The sequence below is a fragment of the Bacillus sp. TCT6 genome (assembly GCF_056033845.1).
This window is the reverse complement of the sequence record NZ_JBVYHX010000001.1, coordinates 2,395,615-2,412,094: the sequence shown is the minus strand read 5'-3', so window position 1 is coordinate 2,412,094 and position 16,480 is coordinate 2,395,615. Positions and strand designations below refer to the sequence as shown.

The window sequence follows — 16,480 nt, the reverse complement described above, 5'->3', positions numbered from 1 at the left end:
CGAGCAGTAGGAGCCCAATTGGTGAGGGCTGATTAAAGTTTCACTTTATAATGCTTCTTGCATAATTACCCCCAAAAATAATTATATGGTAATTCAAGACAAAAAAATTTGAGAAATAATTGTATGTTATTAAAATAAACAGCAAGGAGGAGAGTAAATGAAAGCAATTGTTATTGATCAATATGGTAGTGTTGAAGAATTAAAAGAAAGACAAGTTTTAAAACCGGTTGTTAAGAATAATGAGGTATTAATACGTATTCATGCAACATCTGTTAATCCAGTTGATTGGAAAATAAGAAAAGGTGACTTACAAGAACAGTTACGCTTTTCATTTCCAATCACTTTAGGATTAGATGTAGCTGGAGTTATTGAAGAAGTTGGAGAAGATGTAGAGTGTTTCAATATAGGAGATAAAGTGTTTACGAAACCTGAAAATATAGGAAGCGGCTCTTATGCTGAATTCATTGCAGTACAATTAGATTTAGTATCACATATGCCTAATAATATTAGTTACGAAGAAGCAGCTTCTATTCCTCTTGCAGGACTTACAGCGTGGCAAAGTCTTGTAGATTACGCAAAAATAAAAGAAAATGATCGTGTATTCATTCATGCTGGAGCTGGTGGCGTTGGAAGTTTGGCAATCCAAATCGCAAAATCATTTGGAGCTTTTGTTGCCACGACTGCTAGTAGTAAAAATAAAGAATTTTTACAGTCTTTAGGAGCGGATCTCGTTATTGATTATAAAAAAGATAAATTTGAAGAACTAGTATCAGATTTTGATATTGTGTTAGATACAATAGGTGGCGAAGTGCAAGAAAAAAGTTTTCGAATTATTAAACCTGGTGGTGTTCTAGTTTCCATTGTTCATGAACCACTACAAAAAGTAGAAGGAATAAAATCAGGATTTTTATGGCTAAAACCAAATGGAAAACAATTAGAAGAATTATCAGCTTTAATTGTAAACGGAAAAATCAAACCAATCATAAGTAAAGTGGTGCCATTTAATGAAGCGGGAGTTCAAGAAGCTCATATTTTGAGTGAAGGACAACATGTTAGAGGAAAGATTATAGTTAAAGTGGAATGATAATAAAGATTACAGCTTATAGAGTAACTAGATTTGAATAACGAAAAAGCTCAACAATAAATAATAGCCCATACTACACATTGTCATTTTCGGGTATTATTTATTGTTGGCTATTGTGTTATTACTTCTAACAAATACTGTTTCGTATTGTATCATGTAATTTCTCTAATCCAATTGCCATATCTTTCTCGTTTAACATTGAATAGCTAATTCTTAATTGGTTATCATTTGTTTCGTAGTTTAATAGACAAGCTGTTCCTGGTAAAAAAGAGACATCTACTTCATTTGCTTTTTGTAATAAGGTAAAGGGATCTATCCAATCAGGCAGTGTCACCCATAAATTAAAACCGCCATTTGGTATCTCAAAGTTTAGTCCTTTTAATGGCGATAATATATCAATTGTTAAATCACGTCTCATTTGTAAAGCTGTACGTAATTTTTCTAAATGATTTTTCATACGTTCCGCACGTAAGAAAGGTAGAAGTGCCTTCTGTGTTAATAAAGGACTACCGATATCCATGGAACCTTTCACTGCATATAGCCATTCAAAAATAGGACCATCGGCAAAAAGTACTGCGATACGGAGTCCTGGTGCTAACGTTTTACTAAATCCTTTTATATATATCACGTGGCCATCCTTATCAAAACTTTTGATTGGTGGTGGGACTATAGCACCTTCAAAATATATTTCTCCGAAAGAATCATCTTCAATGATAAAAAATTGATATAGCTCCGCTAGTTCTATAAGTTCCATTCTTCGTTCTTTACTCATTACTGTACCTGTCGGGTTCTGGAAGGTGGGATTTGTATACAATAAAACAGGATTTTTACTTTGACAAATATCATCAATTAAGTCGGAGCGAACTCCATGATTATCAAGAGAAATAGGAATGATTTGAACACCTTTATTGATGAAAACGTCAAGCGCAGCACTGTAACATGGACTTTCTACTAATACGATATCTCCAGGTTTTAATAATGTTTGAGCAATTAAATCAATTCCTTGTTGTGCTCCGCTTGTAATTAATAATTGAGATGGGTCCGTCACTAATTTCTGGTGTTCATTTAAGTAATTTGCTATTTCAACTCGCAGTTCATAATCGCCTTGAACTGGCCCATAAGTTGCTAACAACATCGGATTTTTATCTAGCAATTTATGCATTTCGTCTGCCAAAAATGGATTTGGTAACAGACGAGGATACAGAATTGCTTGTGAAAAATCATAATATTTACGGTGCTTATTCATTGCATATTGAGAACGCATAACATTAATAGATCTTGATTGTTGCCATTTATACGGTATCGGTTTGAAATCTTTCTTTACACGTTTATATATGTAAGCACCTTTTCCTTGTTCGATGCGTATATACCCTTTCGTTTCTAACTGTTTATACGCTTTACGAACAGTTAATACATTGATTTGTAAATCTGTGGCCATACAACGTAAAGAAGGAAGGGATTCACCATGTGAAAGCATACCACTTTGTACTCTTTCAACAATTTGCATATATATTTGCTTGTAATACGGTATGTTTGATTCTTTACGCAATACAATCTTCATAGGTTCACCTATTTTTCTTTTTAATTTAATTAAAGCGAAAAATATATAGGGAATCAACTACAACTTGAAGTAACTGTTATATGTACCGATACACTGTTATACACCATACCCTCTATACTCATTTTAAGAGTAAAAAGGAGGAAGAAAAATGGTCATTTTTAATTACATTTTAGTATGTATTATTTTCGGGACAACATTTTTAACGATAAAAATTGGGATTGAAGCAGGGGCGCCACCGTTGTTTTCAGCAGGAATTCGCTTCTTTTTAGCGGGTATAATCCTTATGATTCTTTTTAAATTAAAGCGAAAAGAAATTATGCCACATATATTTTCAAAACGTATTATGTATGCTGGATTTTGTTTAACATTTATGACATTCGCAAGTTTATATTGGTCAGAACAATATATTTCTTCGGGATTAGCTGCTGTTCTTTCTGCTACGGGACCAATGATGATTTTATTAATACAAGCAAAGAGGAATAGGGAGAAATTACAAAAGGAACAACTCGTTGCTTTAGTTATCGCACTAATAGGTGTTATATTTGTTTCTTTACCAGGAATGCATCAACAAGTAAGTTTCATATGGAGTATTGCTTGTATTGTTTTAGTTATAGGTGAGTTATTTTACGGAATAGGCTCTATTCGTTCGAAAGAAATACTTTCAGATTTATCAAATGTATCACCATTTCTTATTAATGGTATTCAAATGTTTTATGGAGGGATTTTACTACTAATCGCATCTATTATTGTAGAACAACCAAATGTAAGTGTATTAACTTCATGGAGTGTACAATGGCCTATTTTATATCTCATATTTATCGGATCAATCGGTGGACACGGATTATATTACTGGCTCTTATCAAAAACAAATCCAGTATTTCCATCGACGTGGTTATATGTATCACCATTAATTGCAATAATTGTGGGATATATCATTTTAGGAGAACCTTTAAATCCTACAATGGGAATGGGGGCTTGTTTTATATTGATAGGTGTATTCTTGACCAATCGTTCAACACTACGGACTTATTTCAAAAAAGGGCGGTTATTAGAGAAGGAGATGTAGTTTAATAAAGCAACAGCCCTGTATATTACAGGACTGATACAATAAAAAACACAGTTGGAAAAATAACCAACTGTGTTTTTTATAATTAATTCACTTTTTTAATAAAACCTTTATAATGACGTTTTACAAGCTGGCTTTCTAACGTCTTCATAGTTTCTAGTGCTACACCGACAATGATAAGTAAGCTTGTACCACCAATTTGGGCAGAAGGTGGTAACGTAGCAATTTTCGTGAATACGAGCGGTAATATAGAAATTGCACCTAAGAAAATTGCACCGATAAATGTTAAACGGTATAAAATTTTAGTTACATATTGTTCAGTTGCTTTACCAGGACGAATACCAGGAACATATCCATTTTGCTTTTTCAAATTCTCAGCCATTTGTTCAGGATTTACTTGAATAAATGCGTAGAAGTATGTGAAAGCAACGATAAGACCGACATAAAGTGTCATTCCAATTGGATGTGCGAAATCAAGATTTGCAACTAACCATTTTGATATGCTTGAATCAGGGAAGAGCTGCGCAATTGTACGCGGCGTCATTAAAAATGCAGAAGCAAAGATAACTGGTATAACACCAGCACTATTTACTTTAAGAGGTAAATGAGTGTTTTTTGCTCCTTGATATTGATTGTTTCCTGAAACAGCTTTTGCATATTGTATCGGTATTTTACGTACAGCTTGTTGAATGTAAATAACGCCAACAACTATCGCTAAAATTACGAGTCCAATTAAAACAATTTTTATTATGTGCATGAATAGCTGATCGCCAGCATTTTGGAATTGTTGTAAATAAATTTGATTTGCAACATTTGGAATCGCGGCAACGAGACCTGCGAAGATAATCATCGAAATACCATTACCAACTCCGTTAGCGGTAATTTGTTCGCCTAACCAAAGTAAAAATGCAGTACCTGCAGTTAAAACTGTCGCAATAAATAAGTATGTAGTCCAGCTTTGATCTGTTATTAATTGTCCACCAGCTATATTATTAAAGCCATACGACATTCCGATGGCCTGTATGAATGCGAGAATGATTGTAAAGTATCGAGTGAATTGAGCTGATTTCTTACGGCCCATTTCTCCTTGCTTTGCCCATTCCGAAAATTTAGGTATAACATCCATTTGAAGTAATTGTACTATGATAGAAGCTGTAATATATGGTGTAATACCTACAGCAAAGATTGAGAAGTGTTGCAGTGCTCCTCCACCAAATACGTTTAACATACCTAGAACGTTAGCTTGATCTTGTACTTTTAATACCTCTGCGTTAGTATGAGGAACTGGAATAAACGTGCCAATTCGAAAAACGATTAACATCGCTAGTGTAAAAAGGATTTTCCTTCTTATCTCAGCTACTCTCATGAAATTTGAAATCGTACGAAACATTATGTCGCCTCCTATATTTTTATCAGTAAAAAACTGATTATTATACCCTATGAAGTAACCACAAACCTCCTTCCGCACTAAATTCATTTGACAAATGGATTTTCATACACTTTGTAGTTTTCACGGATATAAAAATATAAGGTGTTATATAAGGGACCTATACACTTTTCGTAATCATTCAATACCCATAATATATCGAATAAATTCACAAATGTACATACATACGCATGAAAAATGAATAAATAGGGTCATTTTTTACATTTATTTAATGATAAATTGATAGGACATTATTATTCACGATTGTTATACATGTTATAAAAATAAAGGCGAGCCATTATGATTTATAGCTTATATTCATTCAAATGTGTCAGCTAATAGTGTCTCCCAATCTTTAAATGATAATTTATTAGTTATATGTTTTAGTGCATTAGGTACAACAATATGACAAATAAGTTCTAAGCTATTACCATCTGGATCAATAAAATAAACAGATGCATTACCTTGATGTGGACGGACAAAGGGTTCAATAGATTCATTACTTCCAAACGGAACGGTTTTAATTTGAAGTGAGTGTAACCAATGTAATGATTCTTTTAAATCCTCATATGAAACTCTAAATGCAATATGACGTAAAGAAGGATGATATTTTATTTCCTTACAATTAATATATCGATTTAAAAAGAATTTAAAATCAAATAAAAGTATGAAAGTACATACTACTTTAGTAGTAGTAATCAATTATATTACAATTAAAATTTATCCCCCGCTGATTAAAGGTTCACTTTATGTGATTAGAAAATTCTTTTTATTTAAGAAGGAATAAATATTAAAGAAAGCTAAATAAACAGTGTACGTATTTATAGGGGAGAAGATGTAAATGAAAGTTGTTATAAAAAAATTACCACCATTAGAAGTAGCGTATATAAGACGAACTGGTAGCTACTTTGAACCGCAAAATCACTGGGGAAAGTTACTGAACTGGTCAATTGAAAATAACCTTTATCCACCAGAGCAATCATTTATCGGAATATCATTAGATAATCCTGAACTTGTTGCAAGTCATAAGTGCCGGCATGATGCATGTGTTACGATTCCTGAAAACTTCGATAAAGAAAAGTATCAGGATGTGCAATTTAAAAGATTAGATGGAGGTACATATGGTCTATACCAGTTCTATGGTGAACCTCATAAATTAAGTGAAGCGTATCAATACATGTATGCAGAGTGGCTACCAAATAGTGAGTATGATGCAGATTATGATAGAGATAATTTAGAGTTTTGCTTAAATAATGTTCCTGAAGATTTAGAAGGAAAGTTAAAGGTTGATTTATTTGTGGCTTTAAAATGAAATTGGAATAGTAGTGAAAGAAAATCTTTTTTCGAAGATAATATTTCTAGCGTAGGAATTTAAGTATGTAGGTTGCAATGAAAGGAGAATCCACATGGATACATTTGTAAATAACAAGTTTTATGAAACGAGAAATCAATTAGTTGAGGAAATTAATTTGTTGAGTGATGCTCAATTTAATAGGAAACCAGATAAGGATAAATGGAGTATTGCACAAGTTTGTCATCATTTAGTTTTATTAGATGAGAGAATTATAACAGTTATTTCGTCAGGATTAAAAAAGTTAGATAGTACCCAAAATGAGCGTAAAGAAATTCACACTATTTTATTAGATAGAACGAAAAAGTTTATAGCACCAGAAATGATTGAACCAAGTATAGAACCATTTGAAGTGCTGCAAATGGTTGATTTGTTAAACGACTCTAGAAAAGAATTGATGCGTTTTCTGAGTACAATAGAAGATGAATCTAAATTAGTAAAAAAATCAGTGATGCATCCAGCTCTTGGAGAATTATTTCTTGATCAGTGGATAGAATTAATCTATTTGCATGAACAGCGTCATATAGAACAAATCAAAGAGATAAAATTGCTTTGTGAAATTGAAAAGTAAAAATCATTCCCTGTTTATTGATGCGTATTATAAACAGGGGAAACGATTGATTCATATTGATTCAGAAGAAAACAAAAATAGAATGAAATTAGTTGAAAGTAACCAATAAGCTTAAGAAAATATAAAACTATCCGATTTTCTGTATAAGTGTAACCCCGTCTTAAATGAAGAGCGGGGTTATTTTGTTTGAAAGTGTTTTTATTTAGAAGGAAATAAATCAGCAACGAAATTCAAAAAATTAATCATCATAACATATTGTATATGCACGTTTTAATAAATTGAAATGATAATGAATGATATGTCCTTATTTTGAAAGTACACTTCACACCCTTAAGGAAGGGGTATTCTGTCAGGAAACGATAAAATACAATTCTGTTAGGGGATGTATGCAATTTATTCTCTTTATTTTTGCAACAGAACCACCTTCAAAATTATCTTTTGTAGTTGAAGTTTCCCGAATAATAAGTTACATTTTTAAAGTTCAAACAACTTTACGAAAGTACAAAAAGGGGAGAAATATTATTATTATGAAAAAAATGAAATGGAAGAACTATGTATGTTACTTTGTAATTCTATTACTGCTCGGAACAGCAGTAATAGTCAAACCACCTATCTCTAAGGCTGAGGAATCTGAAGTTAATATTACATTGTTAGGTACTGCAGATATTCATGGCAGATTTATGCCTTGGGATTATGCGCTTGATGGAGCAAATATGAGTGGAAGTTTGACGCAGCTTTATACGGTTATAAAGAAGGTCCGTCAAGAAAATCAAAATACCATATTAGTAGATGCCGGGGATACAATTCAAGGAAACTCAGTAGAATTATTCAACGATAAGCCACAATCGCCAATGATGGTAGCGATGAATACAATGGGATATGACGCCTGGGCATTTGGAAATCATGAATTCAACTTTGGATTAGATACATTGAAAAAAGTTAGTGAGCAATATAAGGGAAAAACGCTAGCAGGAAATATTTATAAGGAAAATGGAGAGCGCTTTCTTCCTGCATATACAATTGTAGAAAAAGGTGGAATTAAAGTTGGGATTATTGGTATGAATACACCAATGATTAGTGATTTTGAAAAAGGGACAGATCACTTAAATGGTTTAGTGGTGAAAAATCCGGTAGAAGAGACGAAAAAGGCAATTAAGGAATTAGAAGGTAAAGTAGATGTAATGGTAGGAGTTATGCATATGGGACTAGAAAATGAGAACGGTATCCCTGGTACTGGTGTACAAGATATTGCAAATGCTTGTCCGGAACTAAGTGCTATTTTTGCGGCTCATATGCATAAACTTGTAAAAAAAGAAGTTGTAAATGGCGTAATTATTACAGAACCAGATAAATATGGAACACATATTTCACGTATTGACCTTACTTTTACAAAGCAAGATGAGAAGTTGGTTTTAAAAGATAAAACTGCTACCGCTATACCTGTAAAAAATGCTGATGGAACAACGATATTATCTGATCCTACACTTGAAGAAACACTAACACCTTTTCACGAATATGCGAGAGGAGATGCAAATGTTGTAGTCGCTCAATTAAAGGGTAGAAATCTTGTTCCTGAAAATGAAATAAAGGGTATCCCAAGTGTTCAGATTCAAGAAACACCTTTATCAGATTTCTTTCATGAAGTCATGCTCTACTACAGTAAAGCAGATGTAGTAGCCCATCAAATTGATAATGATTATGCCCGTTTGGATACAGGTCCTATTAAGAAAAAAGATATTGCGTATAATTACCAATATGCCTTGGGAGAGATTACAGTATATAAGATTTCTGGAAAAGATTTAAAAGACTATATGGAATGGGCAGCAGGATATTTTAACTCATCTCGTGCCGGAGATGTAACCGTTAGCTTTGATAAAACCCGCCGTGCATCTAAATACAGTACGAACGATTTCTTTGGAGGCGTAAAATACGAAATTGACTTAACAAAACCATACGGAAGTAGAATTACAAATTTACGCTCTATTCGTACAAACAAACCAATCAAAATGAGCGATGTTATGACGCTGGGAATGAATGCATACAGAATGGAGGCTCTTCAGGCAAAAGGAGGAGCTTTAGAGGGGCGTAAGTTTGAACAAATTTGGTCATCTAAACAAGAGAATGCATTTGGAGAAACAGGTGGAACCATTCGTAACCTTGCTATTACATATTTAAAAGAGGTAAAGAACGGTGTATACACGCCAAAAGTTATGCGTAATTGGAAAATTACTGGTGTAGATTTACATTCTTCAGAGCATAAGGCTGTAGTTGATCTTGTGAATAAAGGGATTTTAGAAATTCCAAAAACAGAAGACGGAAAATACACAAATATAGCATCTATAAATACGAAAGACTCAATTTCAAAAGAAGAGATTGTAGCACTCGCACAAAAAGCAAATATTAATCCAAATGAGTTTAATCATGCAAAGACAAAAGGTGAATTTTATAAAAAACTTAATAGGATTACTAAAAAAATATAAATTATAAGGTTTCTTATAGTAATTGTTATTTTAATAGTATGAAACCCACTCTTAAAATAGTAAAAAGTGGGTTTTTATGTTGTTATTTAGAGGTAAGTATACTTTTATTACAATGAATATAGATAATTAATAACTAACCAATTGGATGAGCGCCTATAAGGACTCTCTTTTATTCAAATTAATGTACATATGTGTTCCGTTCATTATTTATAATATTGACCACAATTTATGTAATTTTGCATAATGTTACATAAATTGTGTATTTTCTCTTTTTTCCGACAGAAATAGACAGTATACTTTGTACAAGCTTTCTATTTCAAAAATTATACGAGGTGAAATAATGAAAAACAAAAAGACATTAACTAAGGTAGCATTAACAACTGGATTAGCTTTAACAGCTGTGGCACCATATGGGGTAGGTCATGCAGAGGAAACAGATCAACTACAAGTTCAAATTCAGGAAGAATCGTTCCGTTCGGGTGAACTGACACAACCGTCACAAAAGACACCAGAAAATATAGTAAAGGATGCACTTAAGGAGAAAACAGAGCAAGCTCTCTCCCAAAAACAAGTCAATGGAGAAGCAGGAGTAGATTATAAAGTCCTTCAAAAACGTGGTTCGTATGATGGAACTACACTTGTACGTATGCAGCAAACATACGAAGGAAAAGAAGTATATGGTCATCAATTAACTGCACACGTAGATAATAATGGTGTTATTAAAAGTGTTTCAGGTGATAGCGCGCAAAATCTAAAACAAGAAGAATTGAAAAAACCTATTAATCTGTCAAAAGATGAAGCAAAACAATTTATTTATACGAAGTACGGGAACGATATCAAGTTTATTACTGAGCCAGAAGTTAAAGAGGTTATTTTTGTTGATGAAAATAATGGACAAGCTAAAAATGCATACCAAGTTACCTTTGAAGCTGCAACACCAAACTATGTTTCTGGTACTTATTTAGTAAATGCACAAAATGGTGATATGTTAAAAAATATGGTACAAGAATCTAACTTAAAAGCTAGTGACAAACTAGTTGGAGCTTTAAAGAAAAGTAAACAAAGCAGTCTTACATCATTAACTGGAACAGGAAAAGATGATTTAGGTATTTCTCGTTCATTTGGTATCTCTAAACAAAGTAATGGCAAATATGCTCTTGCTGATTATACAAGAGGGCAAGGAATTGAAACATATGATGTGAATTACAGAGATATTACTAAAGAAGAAAGCTATTATCCTGGTACATTAGCGACTAGTACTTCGGCAACATTTAACGATCCAAAAGCAGTAAGTGCTCATTACTTAGCAACAAAAGTATTTGATTTTTATAAAGATAAATACAAACGTAATAGCTTTGATAATAAGGGACAAAAGGTAGTTTCAGTTGTACATGCTTGGGATTCTGAAGAGACGAATGATCCGAAAAATTGGCAGAATGCATTAAGTGCTAATAATGGAAGTATGCTTGTATATGGGGATCCTATTGTTAAAGCATATGACGTAGCTGGACATGAATTTACACATGCTGTTACTTCTAGTGAATCTAATCTTGAATATTACGGTGAATCCGGTGCGATTAATGAGGCGCTATCTGATATTATGGGAACATCTATTGAGAAATACGTAAATAATGGAAACTTTAATTGGACAATGGGAGAACAAACGGGATCTGTTTTCCGTGATATGGAAAACCCAGCTTCTGTTCCATCTTCACTCGGAGTACCTTATCCAGATGATTACAGTGAATTTAACGATTTTAATGGATGGGATCAAGGCGGTGTTCATTTTAATTCAAGTATTATTAATAAAGTTGCGTATCTCATTGCAAAAGGCGGAACTCATAACGGAGTAACTGTTAAAGGAATTGGTGAAGATAAAATGTTTGATATTTTCTATTATGCAAATACTGATGAGTTAAACATGACTTCTAATTTCAAAGAATTGAAATCAGCATGTATTCGAGTGGCAACTAATAAATATGGGGCGAATACAGCTGAAGTTCAAGCAGTTCAAAAGGCATTTGATGCAGCAAAAATTAAGTAATTTAGAATTATAGTTCTCATTCATATATTAATACATTATGAAAAAAGCTAATATCATTTTAAGGATATTAGCTTTTTTACGTAGCGATGTATTGTTGAAAATAAACTGACTAAGCAATAATTAGGCGCGTTATCTGTAAGAAGTTGCGACAAATAAATAAGGTTTAAAGTATATAAAAACAGAAAATTAATAATATATTGACCTCTTGATAGAAAGTCTATAAAATGAAAACGATAACAAACGATTGCTTTAAAATGATTTCCCTGACCTTTTAGCATTTACAAATATATGAGGGCATACACAAATCTATTTTTTTAAGTATTTATGCAAACGCTTTCGTATTAAAAGGTCATTGAAATACATACGTGAAAATAGCCAATATGGAGGTGAAGCAAAAGAGATTTCTAGATTAATTTAAGCAGTGTTATTCAGTGTAAGCATAATAAATCGCTAGTAATATTTGAAGAAAGGGTGTATGTGGTGCAAATTATAAAAAGATTAATTAACAAAACAGTTTTATTACTTACTTTAATCGTTATGTTATCATCTGTTTTCTCCTTTCAGGGTGTGAAGGCAGTTTCAAATTCGAAAACAACTGAAGTTATCATTCATTACAAAGAGAAGCTTGGAAATACAAAAGACTGGAATCTTTGGTTATGGGGAGAAAATGCAAATGGTACATCTTATGAATTTACTGGTGAAGATGAATTTGGAAAATACGCTAAGATAAAAATAGACGGTGACTATAATCGTGTAGGATTTATAGTTCGAACAAATGAATGGGAAAAAGATGGTGGGGATCGTTGGATTGAAAATATAAAGGGCGGTCGTGCTGAAGTATGGATTCTTTCGGGCGATGAAAAAGTATATAAATCTAAGCCTTCTTCAGATCTCTCAATTCAAAAAGCAACTATTGATAGTTTCCATGAAATTACCGTAACGACTAATGTCCCGTTTCATATTAGGGAAAAGAAAATTGAAATTGAAGGCATTAAAATTAAAAATATTAGTCCTTATGATATAAATAGTGGAGATATTACTAATAAGGTCAAAATAATTACGGAACAGAAAATTGATTTAAAACAAACATACAAAGTTAAAATAGAAAACTTAGCTGATACGAATACTGAAATTGGTAAAGTCATTCGTAGCGAGGAATTTGATAATTTATTTTATTATAGTGGTAACGATTTAGGGAATACATATACCGCGCAACATACAAAGTTCCGTTTATGGGCTCCTACTGCAAGCGAAGCGAAGTTAGTTACATATAAAAACTGGAACGATAAAATAGGTGCTGAAATAAACATGCAACAAGGTGAAAAGGGAACTTGGACAGCAGAACTAAAGGGGAATCAAAAAGGGCTCTTTTATACGTATAAGGTCAAAATTGGTGATACATGGACTGAAGCGGTTGATCCATATGTGCGTGCTGCTTCTGTAATTGGAGATAAAGGTGCAGTCGTTAATTTAGAAGAAACAAATCCGAAAAAATGGAAAGCAAACAAAAAGCCAAAATTTAAAAATCCGGAAGATGCTATTATTTATGAGTTACATGTACGCGATCTTTCCATCCAACCTGAAAGTAGTATTAAACAGAAAGGGAAGTATTTAGGTGTAACAGAAAAAGGAACAAAAGGGCCAGAAGGTGTAAAAACAGGACTTGATCATATAAAGGATCTAGGTGTTACTCACGTTCAGTTTTTACCGATATTTGATTATGCTTCTGTAAATGAAGAGACTTTAAATGAACCGCAATATAACTGGGGATATGATCCTAAAAATTTCAACGTTCCAGAAGGCTCCTATTCTACAAATCCTTATGAGCCGACTGTGCGAATAACTGAATTGAAGCAAATGGTTCAAACACTACATGATAATAATCTTCGAGTAGTGATGGATGTAGTATATAACCATATGTATAACGCTGCTGAATCTAATTTCCATAAGTTAGTTCCAGGTTATTATTATCGTTACAATGAAGATGGAACATTTGCAAATGGAACTGGAGTAGGAAATGATACTGCTTCAGAAAGAAAAATGATGAGGAAATTTATGATAGATTCCGTCACATATTGGGCAAAAGAATACAATTTAGATGGATTCCGTTTTGATTTAATGGGTATTCATGATTATGAAACGATGAATGAAATACGTAAAGCTGTTAATCAAATTGACCCTTCTATTATACTGCATGGAGAAGGATGGGATTTAAATACACCTCTTGCAGCTGAGCTGAAAGCAAATCAAAAAAATGCAGAGAAAATGAAAGGGATTGCTCATTTTAACGATAATATACGTGATGGGTTGAAAGGTAGTGTATTTGAGGAAAAGGAAAATGGTTTTATAAATGGAAAGGAAAACATGGAAGATCGTATTAAAAAAGGTATTACGGCAGGTATTGACTACGATACAAATTCGTCTACCTATCAAGATCCGGAACAGGTATTAACTTATGTGGAAGCACATGACAATCATACATTATGGGATAAACTTGAGTTAACTAATTCAGGTGACAGTGAAGAAGTGCGAAAACAAATGCACAAATTGTCTTCTTCAATTTTATTAACATCACAAGGAGTTCCATTTTTACATGCAGGGCAAGAGTTTATGCGGACGAAATACGGTGATCATAATAGTTACAAATCTCCAGATTCAATTAACCAGATGGATTGGCTGCGCCGTGCAACGTTTAATAATGAAGTAGATTATATGAAGGGTTTAATAGAATTACGCAAAAAGTACTCAGCTTTTCGAATGACATCTGCAGAGCAAATAAAAACACACGTATCATTTATTGATGCTCCGAAAAATACTGTAGCTTATACAATAGAGGGGAATAAAAATGAATACTTTACAGTGGCTCACAATGCAAATAGAGAAGCTGTTGAAATAACACTTCCATCGAAAGGGCCTTGGAAAGTACTAGTAGACAGCAAGCAGGCGGGAAGTAAACCACTTTATGTTGTCCATGACAATAAAATTAAAGTTCCTGCATTAAGTTCATTTGTCTTAAAAACAGAGAAACCGATTAAATAAAAGCGAAGAATGTGGAAATAAATACTGCATTGAGCAAATTTAACAAGGATTGCAAATAAAAAAAGCGAAGTGAAGATTATTCTCACTTCGTTTTTAAAGTTAATGTAATATAATTTCACATACTGTAATTATATTACAATTTAATAAAAGAAATAAGCAATAGATTATTTCTTTTGTGGCAGTAGGAGAAGAAGATATCTTTGAGTTTATTTATAAAATTACCTGAAATACATTCGTAATTCAGATAATGTTTATTATATATTCGAACATATAACGAACTAGATGTTCGAGTTGTATTAATTCCTACAAATCGTTTAAAAATAACAAAGGCGTAAAAAGTATATGGAATTAAAATAGAGAAAAGACACCATTCAAGGTGTCTTTTCTCTATTTTGAATATGAAATGTAAGTAACTCGATTGTATGTAATAGTATGTGATATTTTCACACTAACTGATTAAGAAAAATTTAAAACTCTTTTCTTAATCTATTTGTAATAAATTACATCATAAAATTTTATCGATATAATAAATAAAACTTTCTCAACATTATTTGATTTAATAACTATATTCAACCGCTCTCCAATCCATTACAATAATTTCACATTGGAAATACATGAATATTCTCAATGTTATAAATGGTTTATACCTTATAGGATTACTATGGGAAAGGATGTGAAGTATCCAAAAAGAAATCATTTTTTATGATGAAATAAAAAATTTTAATGAAGAAAAAGTTATTTCATTATTTTCAAGTTTCGTTAAAGTGCATGTATTTATAATCACTATGAGACAAGGAGCAGAATCCGAAAAAATTTTTGTAAATTAGAAAATTGCATTTCAAAAATAAGTTAAACGTTTATGGAGGGTTATATGAGCGAGAAAATTTATTACTGGTCTCCGATTAAGCATTGGGAGAAGTTGCATAATGAAGTTTTGATAGGGGAAATGAGATTTACAGGTATTCTGTCTGAGTGGTTTCCAGATTTTTATTTTATGGCTCAAAAAGGTGTGAAAATTAGTGAACTAGTAGAGCGCTTTTCGTTAGGAAATGTAGCAGAGACACAAAAAAACATAGAGCTTATGATAAAAAATCGTGTGTTAGTAAGTAACATATTACACCCAAGAGAAGTATTTTCTTCACAAGAAAAGATTTTTCCAAATCCATATAGCAACCAGATTCGCTTTTCTAAAGAAAAGTTAGATAAGTATATGAGTGAACAATTAAATCGCACGCACGTTACTGCACGGTCGACCGAAATTCAACTTGAAACAACAAATGAGCTACCTACTATAATTAAGGAACGTAGATCTTGTCGTCAATTTGATACGGAAAAACATATTAGTTTTTCGGAATTTTCCCAATTCTTATCAACTCTAAAACAGGTTAAGGAAGAAAAAATATACTATCATTACGCAAGTGCAGGCGGGCTCTATCCCATTGATATCTTTGTTTATGTAAAACCAAAACGTATAGAGGGTATGAAAGCTGGATTTTATTATTATAACCCATCAAAAAATAGTCTTGTGATTGTAAACAGCATTGATCAAGTAATCAAAAGTGATCATGAGTTAATTAATCAGGATTTATTTACTCAATCTGCCTTCTCAGTTTATTTGGTTTATAATGCGAACGCTTCCATCCCGAAATACGGTTCAGATGGATATTTATTTGCTTGTATTGAGTCAGGCATTATCACTGCTACCTTAAATATGGTTGCTGAAACATTAAATTTAGGGGTTTGTTCAGTTGGTCATATGAAATTTGAAGATATTCAGCAATTTTTATGTTTGGATAATCATCAAGTGTTTCTCCATGGGCTTGAAGTTGGCTTAAAAATTAACGAGTAGAAGAAATGA

At 32.5% G+C, this 16,480-nt stretch carries 11 protein-coding genes; 8 read left to right on the top strand and 3 right to left on the bottom strand.

Going from position 1 to position 16,480, the window contains the following annotated elements; genetic code table 11:
* Positions 1–157 precede the first annotated feature (157 nt).
* Positions 158–1,084, top strand: coding sequence for an NADP-dependent oxidoreductase (locus AC0ONG_RS12210; protein WP_016098605.1), 927 nt, complete (start codon positions 158–160; stop codon positions 1,082–1,084).
* Between the two features lie 127 nt (positions 1,085–1,211).
* On the opposite strand, the gene pdxR is transcribed toward AC0ONG_RS12210, so the two are convergent.
* On the bottom strand, positions 1,212–2,645 hold the full coding sequence (pdxR, locus tag AC0ONG_RS12205; RefSeq protein WP_000706776.1) for a MocR-like pyridoxine biosynthesis transcription factor PdxR: 1,434 nt from the start codon (positions 2,643–2,645) through the stop codon (positions 1,212–1,214).
* A 148-nt stretch (positions 2,646–2,793) separates the two neighbouring features.
* Here pdxR and AC0ONG_RS12200 point away from each other — a divergent pair, with 148 nt between their 5' ends.
* Positions 2,794–3,711 carry a DMT family transporter gene (locus tag AC0ONG_RS12200; protein WP_136996618.1) on the top strand — a complete coding sequence of 306 codons (918 nt, stop codon included), beginning with the start codon at positions 2,794–2,796 and terminating at the stop codon, positions 3,709–3,711.
* An 85-nt stretch (positions 3,712–3,796) separates the two neighbouring features.
* Here the strand turns inward: AC0ONG_RS12200 and secY are convergent, their stop codons facing one another.
* Together secY and AC0ONG_RS12190 are read right to left on the bottom strand one after the other, a co-directional pair.
* Positions 3,797–5,101 (bottom strand): preprotein translocase subunit SecY, encoded by a 1,305-nt coding sequence (secY, locus tag AC0ONG_RS12195; RefSeq protein WP_000490132.1) that lies wholly within the window; start codon positions 5,099–5,101, stop codon positions 3,797–3,799.
* Between the two features lie 354 nt (positions 5,102–5,455).
* Positions 5,456–5,806 carry a VOC family protein gene (locus tag AC0ONG_RS12190; RefSeq protein WP_080118523.1) on the bottom strand — a complete coding sequence of 117 codons (351 nt, stop codon included), beginning with the start codon at positions 5,804–5,806 and terminating at the stop codon, positions 5,456–5,458.
* A gap of 172 nt (positions 5,807–5,978) precedes the next feature.
* Between AC0ONG_RS12190 and AC0ONG_RS12185 the strand changes: the two genes are divergently transcribed.
* The 6 genes from AC0ONG_RS12185 (at position 5,979) to AC0ONG_RS12160 (ending at position 16,471) form a co-directional block, all read left to right on the top strand.
* Entirely contained in the window at positions 5,979–6,449 is a 471-nt protein-coding gene (locus tag AC0ONG_RS12185) for an AraC family transcriptional regulator (protein WP_000869619.1), read from the top strand.
* A 94-nt stretch (positions 6,450–6,543) separates the two neighbouring features.
* Positions 6,544–7,059 (top strand): DinB family protein, encoded by a 516-nt coding sequence (locus AC0ONG_RS12180; RefSeq protein WP_000379381.1) that lies wholly within the window; start codon positions 6,544–6,546, stop codon positions 7,057–7,059.
* A gap of 527 nt (positions 7,060–7,586) precedes the next feature.
* Positions 7,587–9,539, top strand: coding sequence for a bifunctional metallophosphatase/5'-nucleotidase (locus tag AC0ONG_RS12175; protein WP_033668955.1), 1,953 nt, complete (start codon positions 7,587–7,589; stop codon positions 9,537–9,539).
* Positions 9,540–9,879: 340 nt separating this feature from the next.
* Positions 9,880–11,583, top strand: coding sequence for a M4 family metallopeptidase (locus tag AC0ONG_RS12170; RefSeq protein WP_000791459.1), 1,704 nt, complete (start codon positions 9,880–9,882; stop codon positions 11,581–11,583).
* A gap of 480 nt (positions 11,584–12,063) precedes the next feature.
* Entirely contained in the window at positions 12,064–14,622 is a 2,559-nt protein-coding gene (gene pulA, locus AC0ONG_RS12165) for a type I pullulanase (protein WP_474203592.1), read from the top strand.
* An 871-nt stretch (positions 14,623–15,493) separates the two neighbouring features.
* Positions 15,494–16,471, top strand: coding sequence for a SagB/ThcOx family dehydrogenase (locus AC0ONG_RS12160; RefSeq protein WP_474203591.1), 978 nt, complete (start codon positions 15,494–15,496; stop codon positions 16,469–16,471).
* Positions 16,472–16,480 lie beyond the last annotated feature (9 nt).

Excerpts from the sequence above, each read along its gene's own strand:
- AC0ONG_RS12180 (WP_000379381.1), top strand. The coding sequence starts at position 6,544 with ATGGATACATTTGTAAATAACAAGTTTTATGAAACGAGAAATCAATTA.
- AC0ONG_RS12200 (WP_136996618.1), top strand. The coding sequence starts at position 2,794 with ATGGTCATTTTTAATTACATTTTAGTATGTATTATTTTCGGGACAACA.
- pdxR (WP_000706776.1), bottom strand. The coding sequence starts at position 2,645 with ATGAAGATTGTATTGCGTAAAGAATCAAACATACCGTATTACAAGCAA.
- AC0ONG_RS12170 (WP_000791459.1), top strand. The coding sequence starts at position 9,880 with ATGAAAAACAAAAAGACATTAACTAAGGTAGCATTAACAACTGGATTA.
- AC0ONG_RS12160 (WP_474203591.1), top strand. The coding sequence starts at position 15,494 with ATGAGCGAGAAAATTTATTACTGGTCTCCGATTAAGCATTGGGAGAAG.
- AC0ONG_RS12185 (WP_000869619.1), top strand. The coding sequence starts at position 5,979 with ATGAAAGTTGTTATAAAAAAATTACCACCATTAGAAGTAGCGTATATA.
- secY (WP_000490132.1), bottom strand. The coding sequence starts at position 5,101 with ATGTTTCGTACGATTTCAAATTTCATGAGAGTAGCTGAGATAAGAAGG.
- AC0ONG_RS12175 (WP_033668955.1), top strand. The coding sequence starts at position 7,587 with ATGAAAAAAATGAAATGGAAGAACTATGTATGTTACTTTGTAATTCTA.
- AC0ONG_RS12210 (WP_016098605.1), top strand. The coding sequence starts at position 158 with ATGAAAGCAATTGTTATTGATCAATATGGTAGTGTTGAAGAATTAAAA.